The sequence below is a fragment of the Streptomyces sp. MJM8645 genome, assembly GCF_001625365.1.
Lineage (GTDB): Bacteria > Actinomycetota > Actinomycetes > Streptomycetales > Streptomycetaceae > Kitasatospora.
Map to the genome: position 1 here is coordinate 641,756 of NZ_LJJF01000001.1, position 24,782 is coordinate 666,537.

General features: G+C 72.2%; 19 protein-coding genes. 10 read left to right on the forward strand and 9 right to left on the reverse strand.

The genetic code is table 11. The features are described 5' to 3' along the window. Positions 1 to 21: 21 nt before the first annotated feature. The 6 genes from A6F73_RS02605 to A6F73_RS02630 form a co-directional block, all read right to left on the reverse strand. The gene (locus tag A6F73_RS02605; RefSeq protein WP_063346249.1) at positions 22 to 1,434 is read right to left on the reverse strand and encodes a pyridoxal phosphate-dependent aminotransferase; all 1,413 of its coding nucleotides are present in this window, start codon (positions 1,432 to 1,434) and stop codon (positions 22 to 24) included. A 137-nt stretch (positions 1,435 to 1,571) separates the two neighbouring features. Further along, positions 1,572 to 2,039 carry a GNAT family N-acetyltransferase gene (locus A6F73_RS02610; protein ID WP_063346250.1) on the reverse strand — a complete coding sequence of 156 codons (468 nt, stop codon included), beginning with the start codon at positions 2,037 to 2,039 and terminating at the stop codon, positions 1,572 to 1,574. 66 nt (positions 2,040 to 2,105) lie between these two features. Then, positions 2,106 to 2,867, reverse strand: a complete 762-nt coding sequence (locus tag A6F73_RS02615; protein WP_079135372.1) for a 50S ribosomal protein L11 methyltransferase — start codon at positions 2,865 to 2,867, stop codon at positions 2,106 to 2,108. Between the two features lie 89 nt (positions 2,868 to 2,956). After that, positions 2,957 to 3,937, reverse strand: a complete 981-nt coding sequence (locus A6F73_RS02620) for a substrate-binding domain-containing protein (RefSeq protein ID WP_063346251.1) — start codon at positions 3,935 to 3,937, stop codon at positions 2,957 to 2,959. A gap of 94 nt (positions 3,938 to 4,031) precedes the next feature. After that, entirely contained in the window at positions 4,032 to 5,567 is a 1,536-nt protein-coding gene (locus A6F73_RS02625; protein ID WP_244293262.1) for a HAMP domain-containing sensor histidine kinase, read from the reverse strand. Between the two features lie 43 nt (positions 5,568 to 5,610). Further along, on the reverse strand, positions 5,611 to 6,288 hold the full coding sequence (locus A6F73_RS02630) for a response regulator transcription factor (RefSeq protein WP_063346253.1): 678 nt from the start codon (positions 6,286 to 6,288) through the stop codon (positions 5,611 to 5,613). Positions 6,289 to 6,423: 135 nt separating this feature from the next. Here A6F73_RS02630 and A6F73_RS40250 point away from each other — a divergent pair, with 135 nt between their 5' ends. Next, complete coding sequence (locus A6F73_RS40250; protein ID WP_063346254.1) at positions 6,424 to 7,050, forward strand: PepSY domain-containing protein; 627 nt, start codon at positions 6,424 to 6,426, stop codon at positions 7,048 to 7,050. A 1-nt stretch (position 7,051) separates the two neighbouring features. Continuing rightward, a complete protein-coding gene (locus A6F73_RS02640) occupies positions 7,052 to 7,921 on the forward strand; it encodes a hypothetical protein (RefSeq protein WP_244293263.1) in 870 nt (289 codons plus the stop codon). Positions 7,922 to 8,055: 134 nt separating this feature from the next. Here the strand turns inward: A6F73_RS02640 and paaK are convergent, their stop codons facing one another. Next, positions 8,056 to 9,312 carry a phenylacetate--CoA ligase PaaK gene (gene paaK / locus A6F73_RS02645; RefSeq protein ID WP_244293574.1) on the reverse strand — a complete coding sequence of 419 codons (1,257 nt, stop codon included), beginning with the start codon at positions 9,310 to 9,312 and terminating at the stop codon, positions 8,056 to 8,058. 413 nt (positions 9,313 to 9,725) lie between these two features. Between paaK and A6F73_RS02650 the strand changes: the two genes are divergently transcribed. The 3 genes from A6F73_RS02650 (at position 9,726) to A6F73_RS02660 (ending at position 13,203) form a co-directional block, all read left to right on the forward strand. Continuing rightward, entirely contained in the window at positions 9,726 to 11,333 is a 1,608-nt protein-coding gene (locus A6F73_RS02650) for a hypothetical protein (RefSeq protein ID WP_159398328.1), read from the forward strand. A 170-nt stretch (positions 11,334 to 11,503) separates the two neighbouring features. Continuing rightward, positions 11,504 to 11,776, forward strand: coding sequence for a hypothetical protein (locus A6F73_RS40260; RefSeq protein WP_167745879.1), 273 nt, complete (start codon positions 11,504 to 11,506; stop codon positions 11,774 to 11,776). 248 nt (positions 11,777 to 12,024) lie between these two features. Further along, on the forward strand, positions 12,025 to 13,203 hold the full coding sequence (locus A6F73_RS02660) for an ROK family protein (RefSeq protein WP_063346257.1): 1,179 nt from the start codon (positions 12,025 to 12,027) through the stop codon (positions 13,201 to 13,203). 156 nt (positions 13,204 to 13,359) lie between these two features. Here the strand turns inward: A6F73_RS02660 and A6F73_RS02665 are convergent, their stop codons facing one another. After that, on the reverse strand, positions 13,360 to 14,133 hold the full coding sequence (locus tag A6F73_RS02665; protein ID WP_063350887.1) for a GntR family transcriptional regulator: 774 nt from the start codon (positions 14,131 to 14,133) through the stop codon (positions 13,360 to 13,362). Between the two features lie 285 nt (positions 14,134 to 14,418). Between A6F73_RS02665 and A6F73_RS02670 the strand changes: the two genes are divergently transcribed. Next, complete coding sequence (locus tag A6F73_RS02670) at positions 14,419 to 15,213, forward strand: exodeoxyribonuclease III (protein ID WP_244293575.1); 795 nt, start codon at positions 14,419 to 14,421, stop codon at positions 15,211 to 15,213. A gap of 1,001 nt (positions 15,214 to 16,214) precedes the next feature. Then, on the forward strand, positions 16,215 to 17,258 hold the full coding sequence (locus A6F73_RS02675) for a site-specific integrase (RefSeq protein ID WP_244293264.1): 1,044 nt from the start codon (positions 16,215 to 16,217) through the stop codon (positions 17,256 to 17,258). A gap of 132 nt (positions 17,259 to 17,390) precedes the next feature. Here the strand turns inward: A6F73_RS02675 and A6F73_RS38975 are convergent, their stop codons facing one another. Further along, entirely contained in the window at positions 17,391 to 18,845 is a 1,455-nt protein-coding gene (locus A6F73_RS38975; RefSeq protein ID WP_079135376.1) for a hypothetical protein, read from the reverse strand. A 1,177-nt stretch (positions 18,846 to 20,022) separates the two neighbouring features. Between A6F73_RS38975 and A6F73_RS41245 the strand changes: the two genes are divergently transcribed. The 3 genes from A6F73_RS41245 (at position 20,023) to A6F73_RS02700 (ending at position 24,471) form a co-directional block, all read left to right on the forward strand. Then, complete coding sequence (locus A6F73_RS41245; RefSeq protein ID WP_159398330.1) at positions 20,023 to 20,436, forward strand: hypothetical protein; 414 nt, start codon at positions 20,023 to 20,025, stop codon at positions 20,434 to 20,436. A 645-nt stretch (positions 20,437 to 21,081) separates the two neighbouring features. Continuing rightward, a complete protein-coding gene (locus A6F73_RS02695; protein ID WP_063346261.1) occupies positions 21,082 to 23,121 on the forward strand; it encodes a type I restriction-modification system subunit M/S in 2,040 nt (679 codons plus the stop codon). Positions 23,122 to 23,403: 282 nt separating this feature from the next. Then, a complete protein-coding gene (locus A6F73_RS02700) occupies positions 23,404 to 24,471 on the forward strand; it encodes a DUF3962 domain-containing protein (RefSeq protein ID WP_063346262.1) in 1,068 nt (355 codons plus the stop codon). Positions 24,472 to 24,782 lie beyond the last annotated feature (311 nt).

Genomic DNA, 24,782 nt, shown 5'->3' on the forward strand with positions numbered 1-24,782 from the left:
CCGGGTGCCGCACGGGGCCTGCTACTTCAGCTTCCCCAGCGCCGTCCCCACCCGCTGGACGGCGGCGACGACGTCCTCGGGCTGGCGGGCGGTGAAGCAGAGGCGGAAGAAGCCGGGTGCCGGGTTGTGCATGGTGCCGCCGGGCAGCAGCGTGACCTCGGTGGGCTCGGCCATGAGGTACTTGAACAGCCACTCCTCCTTCGGGTCGAGTCCGCTCGGCCGGGCGAGCGGCAGCCCGGCCACCTCCTCGCGGCCGGTACCGGGGTGCTTGCCCAGGTACTTGGAGAGGTCGAGCCAGAAGAACTGGGCGGCGTTGTCGCCGGGCCGGTGCACGTAGTCGATCTTGGCGGCGTCCAGGGCGCCCTTGACCCTGTCGAAGCTGGTCTTGAGCAGCGTGCGGTACTCCCGCATCGCATAGGTGGTGTAGAGCTCGCCGCCGGAGCCGTTGGCGGGGGCGCTCAGCAGGTCCTGGATGACGTAGGTCTTCAGCGAGTCGAAGGGGCTGAACCAGGGCAGCGGGTGGGTGGGCTCGGCCGGGTCGTTGTTGCCGAGCATGGTGTTGCGCACGGCGGGGTTCCGGGAGATCACGAAGCCGGTACGGAAGCCGGACAGGCCGAAGTCCTTGGCGAAGCCCCAGACCACGTGGATCCGGTCGGGCTGCTCCCGGTACGCCTTCAGGGCCAGCGCGCTGGTGAACTTCGTTGTGCTGCTGTCGAGTTGGGAGTGACAGTAGATCTCGTCCGAGATGATGTGCAGGTCGGTGTCCGTGAGCGCCCACCCGTAGATCTCGTCCAGCAGGGCCCGCGAGTAGTTCACGCCCAGCGGGTTGTGCGGGTTGGTGAGGACGAGCAGGCGCGGCGTGCGGCCGGCCGCCTTCCGGTCCTCGTAGGCCTTCTGGATCAGGGGCAGGGTGAGCCGGTACCGGTCCTCCCCCGTGGTCGGCAGGTTCACCGGGACGCACTTGAGCCTGGGCCGCTCCTGGAAGGACCAGTTGAAGCCCTGCCAGTACGGCGCGGGGATCAGCACCTCGTCGCCGTCCTTGAGCGGCGGGCCGACCGGGTCGGCGCCCTTGAGCGCGAAGGCGATGCACTCCAGCGCGGAGGAGACCCCGGCCACGCCGAACACGTCGCCCTCGTCGACCTCGGCGCCGAGCGCCAGGGTGAGCAGCTTGGCGACCGGCCGGCGCACCGCCAAGGTCCCGGCCGAGTCGATGTACTGGATGTACCGCTCGGGGATCAGCTGGATGTTGTCGAAGACCTTCTTCTTCATCGAGTGGTGGTAGAGCAGGACGTTCTCGGCGACGGACAGGTTGACCGCCTTGGGGGACGCCACGTGCTGGTGGAAGTAGGCGAGGGCCTGTTCCAGGTCGGGCATCCGGGTGAGCAGTTCGGCGGCCGTCTCGGGGGAGGCGAGGGTGCGGGTGTCGTCGGTCATGGCAGTCCTTGTCCGGGCTTCGCGGGGTGGGCTGGGCGGCGTGCCGGAACATGGTCGTTCGCACACGCATCGGCCCCAGCGGACCACGTCCCGGGCACGGCCGCCAGCGCTCGGCGCCCGTCCGGACGGGGGCGGGGTCAGGCGGTCAGCGGCTTGACCCAGCGGCTCCACTGCGGTTCGGGGCGGTAGCCGGCGGCCTCCCAGGTGCGGTGGCCGAGGGCGTTGTCGTCCAGCACCATGGCGTCCGCGCGGCGGCCGCCGAGCGCGGCGAAGCGCTCCTCGGCGGCGGCGAGCAGGGCGGCGCCGATGCCCCGGCGGCGGTGGTCGGGGTCGACGGCGAGCCGGTAGAGGTGGCAGCGCCAGCCGTCCCAGCCGGCGATCACGGTGCCGAGGACGGCGGTCGGGTCGCCCGCCGGGGTCGCGACGATCAGGCACTCCGGGTCCCGGGCGAGCAGCGCGGCCACGCCCGGGGCGTCGTCCGTGATGCTGGCGCCCTTCGCCGCCCGGGCCCAGAGGGCGAGCAGCGCGGGGATCTCGTCGGGGGTGGCGGTCCGCAGGGCGATCTCGTCGGGGGTGGCGGTCCGCGGGGCGATCTCTTCGGTCATGGCGGCCTGTCTAGCAGGCGGTTTCGCCCGGCGGCCGGGAATTCCGCAGCCTGGACGGACGGGCCGTCAGCCCAGCCGCCACACCGTGGTGGTCTTGACGGCGGTGTCCTCCAGGTCGGCGACGACCGGCACCTGGTAGGCGGCGAGCGCGGTGAACCGCTCCCGGGGCAGGTAGGCCCGGCCGGGGTCGCCGACGATCACGGTGGCGCCGCGCGCGGCGGCCCGTTCCAGGAAGGGCAGGAAACGGGCGGCCATGGCCCGTTCGTAGAAGACGTCACCGGCGAGCACCACGTCGGCCGGGGCGCCGTCGCCGTCCACCAGGTCCACCAGGGCGGCCTCCACGCGCACGCCGTTGGCCTCGGCGTTGAGGCCGATGGCGGCCACCGCGTAGGCGTCGATCTCGGCGGCGCGCACGGACGCGGCGCCGCTCAGCGCGGCCGCGACGGCGACCACCCCGCCCCCGGCGGCCACGTCGAGCACCGCCCGCCCGGCCACCAGCTCGGGGTGGTCCAGCACGTGGCGGGCGACGGCCACCCCGCCCGCCCAGGCGAACGCCCAGAACGGCGGCGGCAGTCCGACCTCCCCCCGCGCCCGCTCGGTGGTCTCCCACAGGGTGATCGCGTCCTCGGCCATGTGCAGGCCGACCTCGGGGACGAACGGGACGGGCTTCAGCTCGGTCTCGCGCCGGATGAAGGCGAGGTCGGCCTCCGACGGGCGGCTCCCCGGTTGATCGGCCTCCGGCTGGTCGGTCTCCGCTTGATCGGTCTCCGACGGGTGGGTCTCCGGCTGGTCGGTCTCCGGCTTGAGAGTGCGCAACTCACTCGGCATCTCCGCAGCATAGGGCCCGCGCGGGGGTGCTCACGCCCGCCCGGCCGCCGCCCGGACGCGCCGGGCGAGCGAACCGGCACCCGCCGCGGCTACTGGAGGCCGGCCGCGGAGCAGGCGGCGACGTAGTCCGGCGTGCAGATCTGGGCGACGGTGTAGAGGCCGTCGGCGACCACGGTGGCCTTGACGTTGTCCTTGGTGAGCGCGACCGGGGCGATCAGGCCGGTCGGCACCTTGTCGCTGCTGCCGCTGGTCACCGTGGTCGGCACGAGGGCGCCGCCGATTTCCTGGCCGTAGGCCAGGTCGACGGCCAGCTGCGCGGCCACGTCGGCCTCCGACTTGAGGGGCTTGTAGACCGACATGGCCTGGGCGCCCGCCAGGATCCTCTGCACGCCGTCGAGTTGGAAGTCCTGGCCGGTCAGCGGGACACTCAGGCCGGACGCCTCGGGATCGGACGCGTTGGAGCCGACCGCGCTGGGTGCGGCAGTGCTGGGGTCGGCCGCGCTGGGATCGGCGGGCGAGCCGTTGGTCGTGATCGTCTCGCCGCCGTCAGCCGTGCCGTCCACCGCCGCCGCGGCCTGGCCCCGCAGTTCGCCGACCTTGCGGTTGTCGAAGGACACGTAGGCGTCGACCGGGCCCTGGGCGAGGCGGTCGTAGGCGACCACCCTGACGCCCGCGTCGTGCGCCTTCTGGATCGACGCCTGGATCGACTCGGCGTCCACCGCGTCCAGGATCAGCACCTTGGCGCCCTTCTTCACGGCGGCGTCGATCTGGGTCTGCTGGACGGCGGCGTCCTGGCCGGCGTTGTAGTAGTCGATCTGCGCGTCCGGCGCCAGCTCCTTGATCTTCTTCTCGATCAGCGGCCGGTCGAACTGCTCGTAGCGAGTCGTCCTGGCCTCCGGCAGCAGCAGGGCTATCCGCCCGGCTCCCCTCCCGGCCGCGGCCGGGAGGGGAGCCGGTCCGCCGCCGGAGCCGCCGCTGGACGACTGCGACGCGCTGTCGCAGGACGCCGCGCCCAGGCCGAGGGAAATCGCTGCGGTCACCGCGAGGACGCGGCGCAGCCCGATGCTCATGAGGATGCCTTTCCGATTGGTTGGGTCCACCCCTCTTTCGTTCGAGTCTGGGAACCTTCGGCCGCGACCACGATCCCGGTGCGCCGAATGGGTCTCAAGCCACCGTCGGCGGGTGTCCGTCAAAAGGCGTCCGCGAGGCGGAGGCTGGCGCGACGGCAGGCCCCGGGGCGGGGGCCAGTGGGTCGGGGGCCGGCGGGACGGCGGCCAGCGGGAGGGTCGCCGTGAGCCGGGCCCCGGACGGCGTCGGGGTGACGGCCAGGGTGCCGCCGTGGTGGCGGGCGATGTCGCGGGCGATCGGCAGGCCCAGGCCGCTGCCGCCCTCGTCGCGGCTGCGGGCGTCGTCGAGGCGGGTGAAGCGTTCGAAGACGCGCTCACGGTCGGCGGGCGGGATGCCCGGGCCGTCGTCCTCGACGTCCAGGACGGCCACGCCCCGGGCGCGGTCGGCGGCGAGCCGGACGTGGACGGCGCCCGCCGCGTGCCGGTCGGCGTTGTCGAGCAGGTTGGTGAGCAGCCGGCCGAGCCAGAGAGGAATGCCTTCGACGGCCACCGCGGGGGCCAGGTCGGTGGTGCGCCGGTGCGGGCCGGCCGGGCGGCCGAGCACGGTGGCGGCGACCAGCCCGGTGAGGTCGATCCGCTGCCGGGGCCGGTCCTCGGCGCCGCCCGCGTCGAGCCGGGCGAGCAGCAGCAGGTCGGTGGCGAGGCTCTGCAGCCGGTCGGTGTCCTGGAGCGCGCCGTGCACCAGTTCGGCCCGGACGGCCGGGTCGGGGTGGGTGTCGGCGACCTCCAACTGGGTGCGCAGCACCGCGAGCGGGCTGCGCAGTTCGTGCGAGGCGTCGGCGATGAACTGCCGCTGGCGCCGTCCGGAGGCCTCCAGCCGGTCGAGCATCGCGTTCATGGTGGCGGCCAGGCGGGCGATCTCGTCGGCGGTTCCGGGCTCGGGGACACGCCGGTGCAGGTCCCGCCCGGTGATCGCGTCGACCTCGGCGCGGATGGCCTCCACCGGCCGCAGCGCGTGCCCGGTCACCCGCCAGGTGACGACCACGCCGATGAGCAGCAGCAGCGGGCAGGCGACGGCGAGCGCGGCCTGGGTGGTGTCGAGTGCCTCGTCGGCGGCGCGCAACGAGGCGCCCGCGTAGACGGTGACCGGCCCGCCCGGGGTGTCGGCGGTGACGGCGGTGAGCCGCTGGCGGTGGTGGTCGTACAGCGGGTCGACGTCGTCGGTGGTGCGCGAGCCGGTGCGGTGGGCGGCGGTGAGGGCGGTCCGGCCGGCCAGGTTGGGGCTGGCGGCGAGGACGGTGCCATGGGCGTCGACGGCCTGGAGGAAGTCGGTGCCGTGGCCGGCGTGCAGGACGGGCGTCAGCCGCCCCTGGACGGCGAGTTGGGCGACGGACTCGGCCTGCTGCCGGGTGGCGGAGGCGGCGGAGGCGACCAGGTCGGCGTGCAGGGCGGTCAGCAGTCCGGCGCCGGCCAGGGCCAGGGCCGCGGCGAGCACCGTACCGGCGGCGGCGGTGGCCCGGGCGCGCACGGACCGGGGGACGAAGCGGCGCAGCGGGCGCGGGAGCCCGGGGCGGCGCGGCGGGCGCGGCGGGGTGGGGAGGCCGCGTATCGGGGTGAGGAGGCGGCGCAGCACTGCGAGGAGCCGGCGCGGGCACGGGCGCGGGCGCGGGCGCATCTCAGCCGCCGTCGGGGGCGAGCCGGTAGCCGGCGCCGCGCATGGTCTGGAGGGCGGCGCGGCCGAACGGGGCGTCGATCTTGCGCCGCAGGGCGTGGATGTGGACCTCGACGATGCTCGGGTCGGCGTCGTGGTCGGCGTCCCAGACGTGGTCGAGGATCTCCCGCTTGGAGACCACCGTCCCGGCGCGTGCGGCCAGGTACTCCAGGATCGCGAACTCACGGGCGGTCAGCTGGGTGGGGTGGCCGGCCCGGACGCAGGTGCGGGCGTTGGCGTCGAGGACCAGGTCGCCGAGGGTGTGCAGGCGCGGGCGCCGCTGGTCGACCCGGCGGTGCAGGGCGCGCAGCCGGGCGAGCAGCACGACGAAGGAGAACGGCTTGGACAGGTAGTCGTCGGCGCCGGTGTCCAGGGCCTCCGCCTCGTCCCATTCGCCGTCCTTGGCGGTGAGCATCAGGATCCCGGCCCGGCAGCCGCTCGCGCGCAGCCGGGCGCAGACCCGGTAGCCGTTGAGGCCGGGCAGCATGATGTCGAGGACGATCACGTCGTAGGGGTGACGGTCGGCGAGGGCGAGGCCTTCGGGCCCGTTGTGGGCGGTGTCGACGGTGTGGCCGTCGGCCTCCAGGCCGCGGCGCAGCGCGGTGGCCATCCGGCGTTCGTCCTCGACGACGAGTATGTGCATCCGTTCAGGGTGCCAGGTGGTTCCACGCGGTCCGTCGGCGGCTTAAGCGGGGGTTCAGGAACGGTCCGCCATGATCGCCGGGCGCGCCCGGGGGGATCCGGGCGCGCTGAGCAGCCGAGGCAAGGAGAACGCCCGATGAGCGATGCTACGTCGTCCACCACCCCGCTCCCGGAGGACCCGGAAGGCCCGGCGGACCCGGAGCAGGCTTCGCAGGCGCAGCCGCAGTCGAAGCGGCCCCGGGCGGCGCGGCTGCGCGGTTGGGCGGGCGGACGGGAGCGCCGGATCGCCGCCGGGGTGGCCGCCGTCGCGCTGATCGGCGCGGGCGGGCTGGTGGCGCTGGCGGTCGCGCACGAGGAGCACGGGCGCGGGGACCACCGCGGGCTGAGCCGGGCCGAGGGCGGCTCGTCCGACGAACACGGTGGCCGCAACGGCGGCGGCAACGGCGGCGGCCGCAGCGCGCACGACGGGACCGACGGGACCGCCAGGAGCGCCGGGAGCGACCGGGGCGAGGGACACGCCAAGCGCGGCCGGACCGCCCCCGCCCCGCTCCCCTCCCTCGCCGCCTCGACCGCGCTGGAGAAGGCGCAGGGCGCCGTCCCCGGCGGGCGGGCCGAGTCGCTGCGGCGCGTCGCCCAGCAGGGCGGCTCCGCCGCCTGGGCCGTGGTGGTCGTGGGCCCGGACGGCGTGCGTCACCTGGTGACCGTGGACGGCACCAGCGGTGAGCTGACCGGGAACACGGTCGTCGACGGGTCCGGGCGCTGACGTGGCCCGGCACGCGACGACGATCCGGCACGCGACGACGGCCCGGGCCGCGACGATGACACGGGTCGCGGCCCGCCCAGACGCCCTGGCCGGGGGCACCCCTGCCGAGGGAGCCCCGGCGGGGGCCAGCAAGGTCCCGGCGGTGGACGGCTGGTTCTGGCTGGTGAAGGTGCTGACCACCGGTATGGGCGAGACCCTGTCGGACTTCCTGGCGCACACCGTCGGCCCGGTGCCGGCGGTTGCGGCGGCCGGGCTGTTGCTCGCCGTGGCGCTGCTGGTCCAGCTGCGGCTGCGCCGCTGCGTGCCCTGGGTGTACTGGGCGGTGGTGGTGCTGGTCAGCGTGTTCGGCACGATGGTCGCCGATGTCGCGCACGTCGCGCTGGGCGTGCCGTACGCGGTGTCGGCGGGCGGGCTGGCGGTGGCGCTGGCCGCGCTGTTCGTGCTCTGGCACCGGGTGGAGGGCTCGCTGGCGATCGACCGGGTGACCGGGCTGCGCCGGGAGCTGTTCTACTGGGCCGCGGTGCTGCTGACCTTCGCCCTGGGCACGGCGCTGGGCGATCTGACGGCGGCCACGCTGCGCGCCGGGTACTTGCTGGCCGGTCTGGGCTTCGCCGTGCTGATCGCTGTCCCGGCGGTGGCGGCGCGGGCCCGCTGGGTGGGCCCGGTGGCCGGGTTCTGGTGGGCGTACGTGCTGACCCGGCCGCTGGGCGCCTCGTTCGCGGACTGGCTGGGCGTGGGCGCCGACCGGGGCGGCCTCGGGCTGGGCACCGGCCCGGTGAGCCTGGCACTGGCGGTGCTGATGGTGGCCGCCCTCGGCCTGGCGGCCCGGGCGCGCCGGCGGCGGAGGGCGGCTGGACGCTCCGCCGCCTGACCGTCTACATTGTTGTAGACGCTGGAGGCGTAGGGCATCACCCCCCGGACAGCCCTACGCCTCCGGCCTCGCAGGCCCCACGCCCCTGGGCCCCACGCTCACCCAGGCCCCAGGACTGCGGGCCCCCTCCGGCCTCACCCCCGCTCGTCGACCACCCGCCGGATCTTCCCGACCGAGCGCTCCAGCGCGTACGGCTCCACCACCTCGACCGCGACCGTGACGCCCACCCCGTCCTTCACCGCCCGGACGATCGCCTCCCGCGCCGCCGCCCGCTGCTCGGCCGGGGCGTCCGGCCTCGCCTCGACCCGGACGGTCATGTGGTCCAGCCGCCCCTGCCGGGTGAGCCGCAGCTGGAAGTGCGGCGCGACGCCCGGGGTCCGCAGCAGCACCTCCTCGATCTGGGTCGGGAAGACGTTCACCCCGCGCAGGATGATCATGTCGTCGCTGCGCCCGGTGACCTTCTCCATCCGCCGGAAGGCCGGCCGCGCGGTGCCGGGCAGCAGCCGGCTGAGGTCGCGGGTGCGGTAGCGGATGACCGGCAGCGCCTCCTTGGTGAGCGAGGTGAAGACCAGCTCGCCGCCCTCGCCGTCGGGCAGCACCTGGTCGGTGAACGGGTCCACGATCTCCGGGTAGAAGTGGTCCTCCCAGATGTGCAGCCCGTCCTTGGTCTCCACGCACTCCTGCGCCACCCCGGGGCCGACCACCTCGGAGAGGCCGTAGATGTCGACGGCGTGCAGGTCGAGCCGGTCCTCGATCTCGCGCCGCATCTCCTCCGTCCACGGCTCGGCGCCGAAGATGCCGATGCGCAGCGAGGTGCTGCGCGGGTCGACGCCCTGCTTCTCGAACTCGTCGAGCAGGGTGAGCAGGTAGGAGGGGGTGACCATGATGATCTCGGGACGGAAGTCCTGGATCAGCTGCACCTGCCGGGCCGTCATGCCGCCGGAGGCCGGGATGACGGTGCAGCCGGCCCGCTCGGCGCCGTAGTGCGCGCCCAGCCCGCCGGTGAACAGCCCGTAGCCGTACGCGATGTGCACCTTGTGCCCGGGCCTGCCGCCGGCCGCGCGGATCGACCGGGCGACCACGTCGGCCCACATCGACAGGTCGTGCTCGGTGTAGCCGACGACGGCCGGGCGCCCGGTGGTGCCGCTGGAGGCGTGGATCCGGCGGACCTGCTCCATCGGGACGGCGAACATGCCGAACGGGTAGCCCTCGCGCAGGTCGGCCTTGGTGGTGAAGGGGAAGCGGGCGAGGTCGGCCAGGGTGCGGCAGTCCTCGGGGCCGACGCCGGCCGCGTCGAACTTGCGGCGGTACAGCTCGACGTTGTCGTACGCGTGGCGCAGGGTGGCCCGGAGGCAGGTGAGCTGGTGGGCGCGCAGCTCGTCGACGCCCATCCGCTCGCCGGCGTCCAGCAGCGCGGGCGGGATCGGCTCACCCAGGCGCCGGGCGGGCTTTTCGCCACGGCCGGGCTCTTCACCGCAGGCGGGCTCTTCGCCGTACGGGCTCGGGGCGGGTGCGCTGCCGGTCATCGTCGCTCCTCCGCAGGTCGGCCGGGACGGGTGCACCGACCGATCGTTCGGTCAGGACGACTCCCACGCCAAGTAACCCAGCGCCCGTACCGGCTGTCAAGGGGTCGCACACCGGATCCGGAATGCGAAGTTCCGACCACTTCGGGTGGAGATCGGGCACCCACCTTGGCTGGCCGATATGAAAATCATTACAGAAGTTTGACCCGTGCACGGCATCACCCGGCCCGACCGCGTGGTTCAGTAGTGCGGTTTCTCCCCCGCACCCCGGAGTGATCACCGTGCCCACGACTCCCGCCCTGGTCAGCGCGCTGCGCGAACTCGGCGACCGACCCGCCGTCGTCGCCGACGGGCGCGCGATCAGCGGCATCGGCCTGCTGCTCGGCGTCTCCCCGCCGGGCGGCCTGCCCCGGACCCTCGCCCAGCGCGTCGCCGCCCACGCCGCGCTGCCGCCCTCCGCCGCCCGCACCGCCGAACAGCGGCTGCGGCACTGGGCAGGCGTCCTCGGCCCGCCGCCCATCCGGCACACCGTGCTCCACCCCGCCACCGACCTCGCCGTCGAACTCGCCCTCGCCACCCTGCTCGCCGGCGGCACCGTCCACTGCGGCGACCCCCGGCAGGACCCCGAGCAGCAGCTCGTCGACCTCGCCGCCAGCGCCACCACCCACCTCAGCCTCCCCTCCACCCTGCTGTGGCGCCTCAGCCGCCGCCCCGACCTCGCCGACCACGACCTCGGCGCCCTGCGGCTCGTCCTGCACGTCGGCCCCGAACCCCGGCAGGACGACGTGTACGCCGCCGTCGACGCGCTCGGCGCCGTCCTCGCCCACGTCCGCGCCCCGCACAGCCACGCCGAAGCCGCCGACCGGCGACTGCGCACCGCCGCCGACGCCGCCGACGCCATCGCCTGGAAACACGCCATAGGCGTCACCGCCGAACAGGTCCAGGCCTTCGGCACCCACCTCGACCACGCCGTCCTGTCCGCACTGCTGCTGACCCTCCAGCAGAGCGGCGTCCTCACCGACCCCGGGCGCGGACACACCGAGGCCGAGATCCTCGCCGCCGCCCTCGTCACCCCCGCCCAGCGGCCCCGGGTCGGCCGCTGGCTCGACGCACTCACCCGACACGGCCTGATCACCCGGCACGACGACGTCCACTACGGCCGACCCGAACTCACCGCGGCCGAGGTCCGGGAGGCCTGGCGGCCCGCCGTCGAGACCTGGAACGACGGGCTCGGCCCGGTCGCCGCCCTGGACCGGATCCGGCGCGGCGCACTACGGCTGCCCCGGCTGATCACCGGCGAGGAGGCACCCCGCCCGGCCGCCGCCCCGATCCGCTGGACGGCCGCCCGCGGCTACCTCGGCGCCGCCCTCGGCGCGCTGGTCCGCGGCCTCGCCGAGACCCACGACGGGCCACAGCCGCTGCGCATCCTCGAACTCGGCCAGGACGACGCCGACTCCACCGTCACCCGGGCCCTCGCCACCCGGCCCCGCCCCGGCGCCGACCACCACCAGCTGCCCGACGGCGGCCGCTACGACCTCGTCGTCGCCACCGTGACCGGCCACCCGGACACCGCCGTCCCGGAGCTGGTCGACCTGCTCGCGCCCGGCGGGCAGCTGCTGCTGCTCGCGCCCACCGGCGAACAGCTCGACCTGCTGATCACGGGGGACGCCGAGGCCGGCGCCGACTCCCCGGCCTCCCCGGGATCCCCTGCCGCCGCGGTCTCCGCCGCCCCCGCCGCCCCCGCCGCCCCTGCCTTCCCGGCGCTCCCCGCCGAGCGCTGGCGGGCCGCCCTCACCGCCGCCGGCTGCCCGACCGTCCTCGCGCTGCCCGAGGACGGGCACCCGATGGGACTGCTCGGGCAGCGGCTGCTCGCGGCGCGGATGCCCTGAACCGCCGCTACCATCGGGCCGTGCCCGACTCCCCCGTGCAGTTCCTGCGGCGCTTGCCGCCCTTGCGCCCCTTCCAGCCCCAGCGGCGGCCGCGGTCGCTCCGGTCCAAGGCCTCCCTGGCCTCCCTGTCATCCCTGGCCTCCGTCTGCTCCATCGCCTCCCGCTCCTCGATCGCCTCCGTCTGCTCGATCGCCTCCGTCGGGTCCGTCGGCTCGGTGCTGTCGATCGGCTCGGCCGGCTCCGTCCTCTCGATCGGGTCGGCCGGCAGCGTCCTCTCGGTCGGGTCCGCCGGCAGCGTCCTGTCCCTCGGGTCGGCCGGCTCCGTACTCAGCGCCCTGTCGGCCGGCTCCCGGCTGAGCCTCGGCTCGCTGCTCTCCGCCCGTTCCCGCTGGTCGGTACGGTCCCGGCGGCCCGGCGGCGGGCGGCCCGTGGCCGGGCCGTGAAGCCCGGGTCGTGCACCACCACCCGATGCGTACCATTTCGATACCGAAGCCTGGATGAGCTGCAAGGATTCTCGCCCACCGGGCCCACCCCCGGGTAGGCTCCGCTTGTCCTCCGGCCCTGGCGCAGGCGGCCCCGCGCCGCCGTGCCGCGTTCCGGGGGTGTCACACCCCCCGCGGGCCATTCGGTGGGCACCGCGCACTCGACACCGCGCGCCAGGGCAGTCGCGCGAACGGCGAAGGGCATCGCATTGGCGGATCGGCTCACCGGAGGAGACTCCTCGCTGCTGCGGCGGATCAACGCGGCGGTCACGCTTCGGGCGCTGCGGACCGGCCACTCCGTGACCCTCACTCAGCTCGTCGGCGAGACCGGGCTCTCCCGCCCGACCGTCGAGGGCGTCATCGAGGGTCTGGTCGAAACCGGGCTGGTCGCCGAGGTCGACCAGCCCAAGGAGGACGGCCAGCCCGGCACCGGCCGGCGCGGCCGACCGGCCCGCTGGTTCCGCTTCCGCGCCGAGGCCGGGCACATCCTCGGCATCGAGGTCGGCGTGCACGACATCCGCGTCATCCTCGCCGACCTCACCGGCGAGGTGGTGGGCAGTCACTTCAAGCCGGTCGACGAGACCCTGGACGCCGAGGACCGGCTCGCCGCCGTCCGCACCGCCGTCGCCGAGGTCCTGCGCAAGGCCGGCATCTCCCGCGACAACCTCTGGGCCGTCGGCATCGGCACCCCCGGCATCGTCGACCGCGACGGCACCATCCAACTCGGCACCGCCATGCCCGGCTGGACCGGTCTCGACCTCGGCGCCCGGCTGCGGCGCTCCTTCCGCTGCCCCGTCCTGATCGAGAACGACGCCAACCTCGCCGCCATCGCCGAACACTGGCAGGGCGCGGCGGTCGGCGCCGGCGACGTCGTCTTCGTCATGGCCGGCCTCAGCCCCGGCGCCGGCTCCCTCATCAACGGCAGGCTGCACCGCGGCCACGGCGGGGCGGCCGGCGAGATCGGCGCCCTCCACCTGCTCGGCCAGGAGGTCACCCCCGAGCGCCTCCTCTCCACCACCGGCAAGCCGCTCAACCCGCTCGACGAGGCCGCCGTCGCCCGCGTCCTGCGGCTCGCACGGGAGGGCGACGAGGTGGCGAAGGTCGCCATGGACCGCTTCCTCACCCGCCTGGTCCAGGGCGTCGCCGCGCTCGTCCTCGCCATCGACCCGCAGCTCGTCGTGATCGGCGGCTGGGCGGCCGGCCTCGACGGCGTCCTGGAACCGCTGCGCGAGCGCCTCGCCCAGTTCACCCTCCGCGCCCCCGAGGTGGCGCTCGCCGCGCTCGGCTCCGAGGTCGTGGCGATGGGCGCGCTGCGCGTCGCCCTCGACCACGTCGAGGACCAGCTGTTCGCCGTCGACCCGCCGACCACCGGCAACGGCCGCGCCTGACGGTCCCGGACCTCAGCCCGGGACCGGTCCCGGGCTGAGGTCCGAACTCAGCTCCGCCCGGACAAATCCGCCCGCACAAATCCGCCCACACAACGACCGAGGCCCGGACGCCGGTCGGGCGTCCAGGCCTCGGCCTGAGGGTGTCGGAAAAGTGGTTCAGGAGGCGGTGCGGACCTCGGCCGCAGCGCCGACCGGGGTGACCTCGACCAGCCCGGTCGAGCCGAAGGTCAGCTTGCAGGTGTCGGCCCGGTAGGTGGCGACGGCGAGCGCCACCAGGCGGCCGGCCGACGCGTACTGGGTGGTCATCACCAGCACCGGCGAGCCGGGCGGGCGCTCCAGCAGGGCGCCCTCGGCGGCCTCGGCGACACCCAGCTCGACCGCGCGGGACTCGCCGTCCACCTCCAGCCGCTCCAGCTGGCGCAGCACCGAGCGGGCCCGGTCGCTCTCGGCCCGGAAGCCGGGCAGGTGCGGCAGCGCGGCGGCCGGGACGTGCAGCGACTCGGTGGCCACCGCCCGGCCCTCCACCAGGCGAACCCGGCGGACGGTGTGCACGGTGGCGCCCTCGGCGATACCGAGGCCCTTGGCCAGCTGCGCCGGGGCGGGGGCGGTGGTGCAGTCGACCGTCCGCCACGCGTGGTTGCGGCCGACGCCGGGCCAGCCCTCCTCCTGCCGGTTGACCGGGACGCCGACCCGCGGGGCGGCGATCAGGGTGCCGATCCCCCGGCGGCGCACCAGGCGGCCCTCCAGCTCCAGCTGGTCGAGGGCCTGCCGCAGGGTCGCCCGGGCGACCCCGAAGCGGGCGGAGAGCTCGCGCTCGTTGGGCAGGACCTGGCCGGTGGAGAACTCCGAGTCGATGGCCCGCAGCAGCACCGTGCGCAGGTGCCAGTACTTCGGTTCCGGCACCGCCGAAAGCTGTCCAGTCGTCCCCACCGTGTCCTCCACCCTGCTTGTCCACCCTGCGGTAAGGAGGTCGGATCCCGAGCCCGCTGTCCGCGGATGCGGCAGGTGGGAGAGCGGGCTTTTATCCGTCCTTCTTTATTAAAGGTCTTTGCAGTAAGCGACCCTAGGGGCATCGTCCGGAGATGGTCAAGACCAATGGCGCGGCTTGGTGCGACTGTCGCACACATTCATGCCGCGTTCACGTCATCCCACAGCCGGTGCGCGTCACGCTTCGGCGCAGGCCCCGGCACTCGGTAGGCTGCCCGGGTGATCGTGGTGACGAGTGTGAACGTGAACGGAATCCGGGCGGCAGCCAAGAAGGGCTTCGTCGAGTGGCTGGCCGGCACCGAGGCGGACGTGGTCTGCCTCCAGGAGGTGCGCTCCGAGCCGGAGCAACTGCCCGTCGAACTGCGCGACCTCGACGGCTGGCACGCGGTCTGGGCCCCCTCCGTCGCCAAGGGCCGGGCCGGCGTCGCAGTCCTGTCCCGCCAGGAGCCGCAGCGGACCGTCATCGGATTCGGGTCCGAGGAGTTCGACAACACGGGCAGGTACGTCGAGATCGACCTGCCGGGGCTGACCGTCGCCAGCCTCTACCTCCCCTCCGGCGAGGTCGGCACCGAACGCCAGGACGAGAAGGAACGCTTCATGGCGGAATTCCTCGTCCACCTCACCGCCCTCCGCACCCGCGCCGCCGCCGACGGCCGCGAGGTCGTCGTCTGCGGCGACTGGAACATCGCCCACCGCCCCGAAGACCTCAAGAACTGGAAGGCCAACCAGAAGTCAGCCGGCTTCCTCCCCGAAGAACGCGCCTGGCTCTCCCGCGTCTACGACGAAGCCGGCTACGTCGACGTCGTCCGCACCCTCCACCCCGACCGCACCGGCCCCTACTCCTGGTGGTCCTACCGCGGCCGCGCCTTCGACAACGACTCCGGCTGGAGGATCGACCTAATTATCGCTACTGGAATCCTCGCTAAGAAGTGCGTCGAGGCCTACGTCGAACGCGCCGCCACCCACGCCGAGCGGTGGTCCGACCACGCACCGGTCACGGCAGTGTTCGATCTGAACAACTAGGCAGCAGAAACTGGTTCGACAGAATCAAGAGGCGGCCCCGACGCGGGGCATTCCACACGTCGGGGCTTCCTCTCGGTAGCAAATACGCCAGCGGCGAAGGAAGTCGCACGGCACTCCCGGAGTGGATTTTTCAGCAAAGCGATTCACGTGACCCTGCTTCCACAAGCGAAGCACCTGTCCGCCCCAGATCAGCTCCCCCGACGATCCAGACCTGAACATCCCTCTAGATACGGCCACCGCCCGCAACCCCTTGACCCCCAGTCAAGGGGTTCAACTATTGTCGGCAGCCGAGACCTCAAGGTCTCGGCTTCTTTGTTGCTCAACTATCCCGAGGAGCAAGTGAGTTGGAAACTCTCAGCGGAAGTGGCACCATAGAATGCTGACGGTGACTCAGTGTTTACTTTGCACACAAGCGTCCGCTTTCGCCCATCAGCGTTCATGAGCGCTCATCCCGCGTGGTCCCAAAATGGTCCCCAGGCCGACCACCCCACCGCAGCTACTGCCGGTGAGCGATATCTGTCGCCCCTTCAGCAAGCACCACCGTGCGATCCCGACAGCCGCTTCGCCGACGGCGTCGGCCGGCTCGCGGGGCCGACTCCTGCGAGCGGATCACGGTCGCTTACCCACCGACTACGGATTGTGATCTTCCGGGCGGTGTGTCGTCTTGAGCGTGTCTTCGCCGTCTGATTCTGAGTGCTTCGCGCACCGCCCCGCGCGCTCTGCCGCCAAACCCGACACTGCAGTCACTCTTGCCCCAGAGTCACCACCCAGTCCAAGAGAAGGGGAAGCTCATGGGACAGCGTGCGCAGCGGGGTCGGGCGTACCGGCGGTGTGGTTGTTCGGACGGGCACGGGAGGCAGTTGGGTCCGTGGTGTGCGCGGTTGCTGGAGGAGGCGGGCCACGGGTCGTGGACGTACTGCGTCGACCTGACCCCGGAGGACGGGAAGCGAAAGACCCGTCGGCGGGGTGGGTTCGCCAGCCGCGCGGAGGCGATCCGGGAGATGAGGGCGGTGCTGGACGGTGAGCTGCGCGGCGTGTACGAGGACCGCCGCGTGACCGTGGCGAGTTTCCTGCGGCAGTGGCTGGCGGTGAAGAAGGAGGAGGAGCTCGCGCCGAACACGTACGCCGGCTACGAGGCGTGTGTGGAGCGGGACCTGATCCCCGCCTTCGGCCACTACCGTCTCCCGGACCTGCGCCCCAAGCACATCGCGCGCTGGATCGCCACCCAGCGCAAGGCCAAACGCGGCAAGACCACCGTCTACCGGATCGTCTCCACCCTTCACAACGCCCTCAACCACGCGGTGCGCTCCTGGGGGCTGCGCTACAACCCGGCCAAGCACTCCGTCCCGGCCAGGCCCCGCGCCGCCGAGCGCAGCTGCTGGACCCCCGACGAGGCCGCCGCGTTCCTGCACCACAACGCCGAGCACTACGCCGATCAGCTTGCCGATCTGTTCGAGGTCATGCTCGGCACCGGCATGCGCCGCGGCGAGGTCCTCGCCCTGCACTGGTCCGACGTGCACCTCATGGACCGTAAGCTCTACGTCCGCTGGACCCTCGCCGCCATCGACAACGGCAAGATCCACCTCCGCGAGCCCAAGACCGAGGCCGGCCGCGCCTGGACCAGCCTCTCCCCCAGAGTCATGGCATCCCTCCACCGCCAGGCCGCGATCCAGATGGGCGCCCATCCCGACGGCCGGCTCGAAGGCCTCGTCTTCGGCCGCCCGGGTGGAACGCCGCTGCGGCCCCAGTGGGTCCTCGACCAGCTCCGCAAACGCACCGGCGACCTCGACCTGCCGAAGATCGGCCTGCACGACCTGCGACACACCGCAGCGAGCATCATGATCGCCGAAGGCATCCCCGTCGCCGTCGTCTCCAAGACCCTGCGCCACGCCACCCTGGCGACCACGATCAACCTCTACGGCCACCTCTTCAAGGACTCCGCCGACCAGGCCGTCAACGCCCTCGCCCGAGCACTCGACCAAGCCCAGGCAGGCCGGCTCCGGGCCGTCCCTCATGGCGACGACGACCTGCCGCTCGCCGCATAGCCGCCCGGTCGGTCACCCGACCTGCCGTGCCGGGCCGAAAGTGCCCCGTCGGCCTTCCTCCCCGGTTGCCGCGGACGGTGGGCGGAGGCACCCAAGGTGCCTCCGCCCACCGTCCGGCGTGGGCTCGGCCGGTTAGCGGCGGAAGCCGCGGTGGGGGTCGCGGGCCGTGACGTTCCCGAACGGTTCGAACCACGCCTGCGCACGAAGGTCCCCCACACCGAGCTGCCGGTTGGCGTCGCCGTCGGGATCCTCGATGCCGTCGAAGCGGGAGCTGTAGAGCATGAGGACATCGGTGTCCTGGAAGAACATGTCCGTGCAGGCACCGAAGTCGTAGTCGTCGCGGTGAACCGGCAGCGTGCTGTGCGCGCCGTCCCCGGTGCCGTCTGAGTCGTCCCCGAGTTCATCGGCGCTGTCGCCAGCGTCGTCGATGGCAAGGTGCAGGGCGAGTTCCTCAGCGGTGCAGGTCGGCCGCGGCCAGTGGCCTCGTTCGAGGTCGTCGGCGAGGTCGTCGGCGGCGCGGGCGAAGCGGCGCCGCCACTGGAGGTCGGTAGCGAAGGTCAGCTTCGGCAGCCGCGGGAACACACCCCAATTGCCCTCGTGCTCGTCCGGGACGAGGCGCCCGTCACCGAGTTCCTCAGCGTCCTCGTACGCCTCGTCGGCCAGCAGCGACAGCGCGGTGTGGAGGAGGTCGGCCGTGCGGGGAGTCAGCTGCCACAAGCAGCTCTCTTCCTCGCACTCCGGGTCCTCGCAGTGCGGAGGCTCCACAGGGAAGAGCGCCACGAAATCGGGAAGTTCCTCCCCACGGCTGTGCTCAGGGGACTCCCCGGCCTTGGCGGCACGCGGGCCGGGGCCGAAGTCCGCCACGACCGGCTCCACACTCCACTCGGCGACCTCGTCGCCCTTGTCCCACCGCAGCAGAGAAAGATGGCTGCGATCGGTCAGGGCGTCCGCCCCGTCGACGTCGGCAGGCGGGTCCGCGAGCCACATCACCGCGCCGACCACGTCGTACGGATCGTCATCGTCGAGCTGATCGGCCGGCATCGGTTCCCATCCCTGTTCGCCCGCGGCGTCCAGCAGGGCCTGCCGGTCGTGGACGTGGAACTCGCGGAGCGAAGTGATCCGTACGACCTGGCCCGGAAGGTCCCTCAACCGAGCCTTACCCCGCGCGGGGCCGCCGGATTCCGCGGCCTCGTCGTTGTCGCCGCCCTCGCTGTCCGCGCCGTCGTCCTGGCCCGGGTCCTCATGCGCGGATCCTTCGGGCCAGGCGATGAGCGTTCCAGCGGCGACCGGCCAGGTGCCGGAGAGCACGTGGGCCACGGCCTGCCGGAGTGAGGATGCCGGAGCGTCCGGCAACTGCCCGCACAGCCCGTCCACGGACTCGGTGTGCAGGACACCGGCCGCCCGCCTCAGGGTCCGGCGCAGCAGTTCGGCCGCGCGGTGGGCGAGTTCGGGGTCACGGCAGGTGAGGACAGCCTGGAGCGAGTCGGGGCCGTCGTCGTGGGAGAGGAGCGCGAGGACGCGGCTCTTGCTGGGGGTGTGTTCGCACAGGAAGTCGCGGGGTGAGGCGGCGAGTTGGTGCTCGGGCATGCGGGGAACTCCGGTGCGGTGAGGCACGCCGCAGGCACGCGGCGTGGTAGATGGTGGAGTTCCGCTGGTGGGCGCGTTGCTGACGCACCTCCGGACGGTAAAGAAGACAATCGGCCGAGGCTGGTTCCGCCGATGCTGTCGGCGGCCCGGACCTGGTCCTGCCGGACACCGTACCCGAGCCGCCGGGGAGTTGTCCCCCGCGATGACGCTACGCGACCGGCGGCGCGGCACAGCATCCCGGGCAGCCGCAGCCCCCGGAGGGACTCCCTGGCGCGTGGCCGCCTGTGGACGGCGGCGGAGGGACAGCGGCACGGGTGTCAGTGGGAACGGCTAGCGTGCCAGCATGCCGTCGACTACCGCCGCAGTCCGCCTTGTCCCGCTCGGCCACACGTTTACCCCGGAGATTCCGCTCGGACCTGCCGGGAACCTCCTCCTCACCTGCTACGCCACGGCGTCCGGTAAGGGCAAGCTCCACGGCGACGAAGCCTGCGGCACGCTGCGGTCGGCGCCCTCCGTCCGCAGCGCCAAGATCCCGCTGGGCGAGGCTGTGGGACGGCTGTGCCGGACCTGCCGCTGACCTCTTCCCACCGACAGTCCGATCCTCAGGCTCCTGGCGGCGGTCATCGACATCGGCACCCTCAAGATCTGGCTCGACCGCGAACCCGACTCGGAGGAGGGGAAGGCGGAGGAAGAAGATGCCGCCCTCGCCCTGGCCATCGGCGAGTACCCCCCAAGCAGTACGGGTGAGCCGTCGGACGAGACGGACGGCGAAGCCGAGGAACAGGAAGAGGACTTCGACGACGAGGCCTGGGAGCGCTACTCCCGTGCCCATGAGACGCGATGCCACCACCATGAGCACTGGCGGCACCTGCACACCGTCCTGCTCAGGAGCAACAATGCCCTCCAGGCGTTCCCCGTCCTGCGGCCCTGGGCCGAGCCGTTGCAGGCCCGGCTCGCCGAAGTCCTCGACGAGGAGCGCAGGGCTTTCGCGACCCTGGTACAGCCGGTCCCGCTGGTGGAGGCCGTGGTGGTCAGACTGCTCCCGGACCCGGAGTTCACACCGGGCCCGGAGCTCACGGGCCTTGGCACCGATGCGACCAGGGTGATGCGACGCGCCTGGCACCGGGCATCCTGGTCGTGGTACCGCTTGGAAGACAACGACATCACAGTGTCCTCCGTGGTGGACGACGCGTTCGGCCGCCGCCGTAAGGGCCGTCCGGAGGCCGAGGCCGCGTTCGAGCGGCTCGTCGCAGGCTGGATCTCCGAAGCCCGCAAGCAGGCCGTCCTGCACGGCGAAGCCCCGCGGCAACTCGTCGCCGTCAAGGTCCCCCCAGTCGAGAAAGACACCTACGAGGAACGGGCGCACGATCCGCTGACCGCGTGGGAGGCAGCCGTCATCTCCACCTACCAGATCGCGGCCGACTGGCCAGCCGGCACGGTGGCACTACTCGTCCCGCACCTCATCGGCGAACACCTCATCTCAGGGGCCACCGGCGCCATGCCGGTCACCCGACTCACCGTGCCGGACTCCGCGCTCCCCGTACAGGCACTGCTCCAAGCCTGGCAACCGGAGACGGACGACGAGGAATAGAGAAGTGGGCCCGGGAACGGCAGGCGGCATGGCTGCGCCCGGCAGGCCCCACTGCCAAGGGCGATCACGACGACGCCGCCTGCTGGAACGCGCTGGGCCAGGCCGTCGGGACTGCGTGGTCGGCGTGCGGGGCGCCCCGGGAAGCGGGAGGGCACCGAAACCCTCGCCAGGGATCGGTTGAGGCTAGATCGACACCTGGGGCAACGACCGCACAATGTGTGACTTGTGCCACATTCAAACCCCATTGCCACTCCCGCTGGACTTATCGCGACCCCTTCTGCCCGCCTCGCGAGCAGCCACACTGCCCCCAAGATAGCTGCGCAGCATTACTGCGCATCAGATGGCGTGCGCCGCCAGGCCTTTTCGGGGTCCCACTGAACACGGTCGACCGTTGCTATCGTTCGACACGACCAACCGCAGCGTGCACTCGGCCGCGGAGACCTAACACCAGGGATAGTGCGCAGTATCACTGCGCAGCTGAGAGGTAGAGGCTGCGACACCATGAAGTCATTCATCAAACTGCTGGAAAAGGCGATGGAGAACACCGGTACTACGCTCCGGCTGTGTCTGCTGATGCTCGTCGCCGCGGCGGCTTACGCCGTCAGCCAGTTCAAGTAACCGATTCGGAAAACGAGGAGGACCCCCGTGGAGACCAGCGCACCGGAAAGCCGTGATGCGGAGCTCGCTGACCGGCTCTGGCGAGCCTACGCGCCCTACCAGCGGGGCCGGAACGGCTTCCGCGATCTCACACTGATGCTGGCGGTCCTGCTACTCGCGCGGCTCATCGAGACGGCGGAGCCGCAGGACGAGCTCGTGATGCGGTGGGACCGCGCCGTCGCGGACGCCCGGTTCCGCGGCTCGCCGCTGCGCGACCTGCGTGCTGCGCTGGACAGCGTCCGCCGGAGCAGGGGACTCGGCCTCACCGTCGACCTGCTCGACGGTGAAGGGCCGGACGACGTGCCGTGGGCGGTGCCCTTCCTCGAAGCCCTGGGCCACCGTCCAGGCTCCGAAGCCAACTTGGCCGAGGTCGCCGAGCTGCTCATCGAGCGCCAGTCTCAGGAGACCGACGTCTCGGCAGGCGAGTTCTACACACCGCGGGAGGTGGTCCGACTGGTCGTCGACCTGGCGGAGCCGCAGGCCGGGGACCGGATCTTCGACCCGGCCTGCGGGACCGGCGGCTTCCTGACGGAGGCGGCGCAGCGGATCTCCGGACACGGTGGCCTCGGCGGTACCTCCTTCGAGGCATACACCACAGATCTTGGCGCCCCGCGGCTGGCGACAGTGAACCTCGCCCTGCACGGGGTGGACCAGCCCGTGGTGCGCGCCTCCGATCCGGCAATGCTTCTGCAGAGCAGGGGATACGGTCTGGCCGACGTGGTGATGAGCAATCCGCCATTCAACCAGCGCGCCATGAACCTCGACCACGTCGGCCTGCCCCCCGACTCCAGCGCCAACTACGCCTGGCTGCAGCTCGCCTGGAGCCGGCTGAGCGAGCACGGGACCGCCGCGGTGATCATGCCGCCGAGCGCCGCCTGGTCCGGCGGCGCCGATGAGACACACCGTCAGAACCTGGTCGCCCAAGGCGCCGTCCTCGGCATCATCGCGCTGCCGGCGAACCTGTTCCCCGCCACCACCGTCGCCGTGCACATCTGGTTGCTCGCCCGAAACAAGTCCGGCCGACTTCCGGTGGGCGAGGCGGACTCCGTCCTCTTCGTCGATGCCAGCCAGCTCGGTTCCCCAACGCCCCGGAAGCCGCGCGCACTGACCCCCGCCGACATCGAGCGCATCACCAGCCGGTTCCGCGCATGGCTGCAGTCCCCGGGCGCGGTGGCGGACGAGCCGGGGTTCTCTCGCTCGGTCGGATACGACGAGATCACGGCGAACGCCGGAAACCTTGACCCCCGCCTGTACGTCGCCCCCACGCGGGAGCGACCAGCCGCGGCGCTTGACCTGGACAACACACTCGACGAGCTGCACGGGCACGCGCTGGCGACCGCTGAGTCGGTCAGCGAGCTCAGCGAACTCGCCGACAGGTGCGAGCGGTTGACCGGCAATGAAGAGGAACCTCCGCTGCTGACACTCCGGGACGCGGTCAACGGTGCCCCCGGGAACACCAAGGCGAACCGGCTCCTCGCCGGCCCCTCCGGAAGCCTCATCCGAGCCGACGACTATGTGCAGGGCGGCGGGGTCCCAGTCGTGATGCCCAAGGACCTGACTGACAGTGGCTTCAACACGACGGACATCAGGTACATCACCGAGGCCCAGGCCGAGAGACTGGAGCGCTTCCGCCTCCGCCGCGGCGACCTCGTCGTGGCCCGCCGAGGTGAGCTCGGCCGGTGCGCAGTAGTCCGCGAGGAACAGCACGGCTGGGTCTGCGGCACGGGCTGCTTCCTGCTCCGCCCCCACCCCGCGCTCAACCCTGACTACCTTGCCGCCTACCTGCGCAGTGCCCAGGCACGCGACTGGCTTGACAACCATTCCACCGGCAGCATGACCATGAAGACCATCTCGCTCCCCATCCTCGCCGACCTCCCCGTCGTCCTGCCTGACCTTGCCACTCAGCAAACCATCGCCAGCCTGATGACCCGTCTGGACATCCACGAACACCAGCTCCGCGAGCAACTCACCCTGACGCGGCAGCTCCGCCGGGACGCATTGCAGGGGTTTCTGGCTCCGGGGGCCTGATGTCCCGTCCAGTCCTCGTCAGCGCAGCTGGAGCGGTGTGGGAGCCCGGCAAGGAACTACTGCCATTGCTGGCGGTTGGGGCGTGGTGTCGACGCAGATCTGCTGGATGGCCTGATCAGCTCCCATCGGCCACAGCTGGACTGTCGTCCCAGCCGCCGAGCTGGCAAAGGCTCGACCCTCCAGGCGAACGCAGATCGATCCCACCTGCCGATACGCCAGGGAACCCCCCACTCGCAACGACACCCGTCCCGCTGGGACCTCGCGAACGCCACCAGCCTGCGGATGTGGGAGTCCCAGCTCGAGGGGCACGAGGGACGCAACACCCTGGCACCACTCCTTGATCTCTCCCCCGGCGGACCGGTGCCTCTGTCGGAGGTCCTCCAGCGCGACGAACACGGCCGGATCATCGGCCCACACTGGGCATTCCGGGTGGCTGGCTGGCGCATCGCCGAGATGCTGGCCGCCGCACCGCTGCCGCTCGGCAACGGACAGGAGATCCCGTTCCTGCTCGACACCGAGGGCGGCCTAATCTCCTGGCACGATCCGCTCGTCGCCGAAGAGGAGTGGATCGACAAGAAGAGCGGGCAGCTCGTCAAGCGGGCCGGCCACGCCATGGACCGCATCCAGGTCGACGTGGAACCCGGCCCCGGCGGCCTTGCTCTCGTCGCGCACCTCTCACCGCGAATCTCCCGCGTGGCGACGAACTGGAAGGGCATCCGCAACGTCTACCTCAACCACAACGTCAACACCGAGGTGATCCTCAAAGCCCCCGTCAAGATCCAGTGGACGGTCGAGGACGGCAGAAGGGTCGTCAAGAGTGTGGAGTACAAGGGCGCCGCAGCCAAGGTCGTGGAGAAGTGCGGCGTATCCCGGCTCCCCGAGGCACCCACCGCGCTCGGCGAGCTCGGCCCGGTCCAGGGCGTCCACCGCACGCAGGAGCACCTCATCGGGACCGGGCCAGGTGCCCGCCTCAAAGCGCTACTCACGCAACATGCCGCCAACGTTCTCGGCATCGAACCGATCACCTACGACGGCACCCCGGTACGGATCTCCGCCGCGAGCCCGAAAGAGTTCCCGGCTCCCTGCGTCCTCCCCGACAAGTTCCCGCAGGCTCTCCAGGCCGTCAAGAACAGCGGCATGACGATCGCCGTCCTGTACTCCTCCCTTGAGTGGAAGAGCCGGGTCCTGCGGCAGATCGGCCGGGACTACGACCTTCCCAAGCTCGTAGAGAGCGAGGATGAGCAGACCAGCCACCTCGCACCGGGACTCATCCTGGTGACGCTGCGCATCCCTGAGCTTGTGCTGCACGGCCGGCGCGACCGCGCGAAGATCATCAACAGCCTGCCATAGTTCCGCAGGAACGACCCAGACGCGGTGCTCGCGGCAATGTGCGAGACCTCGTGGCCAACCGACGAGGAGAAGGCGCGGGGTATCCAGGACGCCAAGAAGGCTCTCAAGGAAATCTTCGCCCTTCAGCGGATCCCGTCGCAGTTCATCACCATGGACTCCGACCCCGGCGACCCATTCCGCCGCAACATGGTCGACCGCGTCGCGATCTCCCGGGCACGCAAAGCGCCAGCGCCCGGCGGGTCATACTTGCTCGGCACGGCGCTGTGTCGCTCCACCGGCTTCCCTGCTCCGATGTCGTCCACAACCAATAT

Coding starts and splice junctions, on each gene's coding strand:
- A6F73_RS02605 (WP_063346249.1), bottom strand. CDS start 1,434: ATGACCGACGACACCCGCACCCTCGCCTCCCCCGAGACGGCCGCCGAA.
- A6F73_RS02610 (WP_063346250.1), bottom strand. CDS start 2,039: ATGACCGAAGAGATCGCCCCGCGGACCGCCACCCCCGACGAGATCGCC.
- A6F73_RS02615 (WP_079135372.1), bottom strand. CDS start 2,867: ATGCCGAGTGAGTTGCGCACTCTCAAGCCGGAGACCGACCAGCCGGAG.
- A6F73_RS02620 (WP_063346251.1), bottom strand. CDS start 3,937: ATGAGCATCGGGCTGCGCCGCGTCCTCGCGGTGACCGCAGCGATTTCC.
- A6F73_RS02630 (WP_063346253.1), bottom strand. CDS start 6,288: ATGCACATACTCGTCGTCGAGGACGAACGCCGGATGGCCACCGCGCTG.
- A6F73_RS40250 (WP_063346254.1), top strand. CDS start 6,424: ATGAGCGATGCTACGTCGTCCACCACCCCGCTCCCGGAGGACCCGGAA.
- paaK (WP_244293574.1), bottom strand. CDS start 9,312: ATGGGCGTCGACGAGCTGCGCGCCCACCAGCTCACCTGCCTCCGGGCC.
- A6F73_RS02675 (WP_244293264.1), top strand. CDS start 16,215: ATGAGGGCGGTGCTGGACGGTGAGCTGCGCGGCGTGTACGAGGACCGC.
- A6F73_RS38975 (WP_079135376.1), bottom strand. CDS start 18,845: ATGCCCGAGCACCAACTCGCCGCCTCACCCCGCGACTTCCTGTGCGAA.
- A6F73_RS02700 (WP_063346262.1), top strand. CDS start 23,404: ATGTGGGAGTCCCAGCTCGAGGGGCACGAGGGACGCAACACCCTGGCA.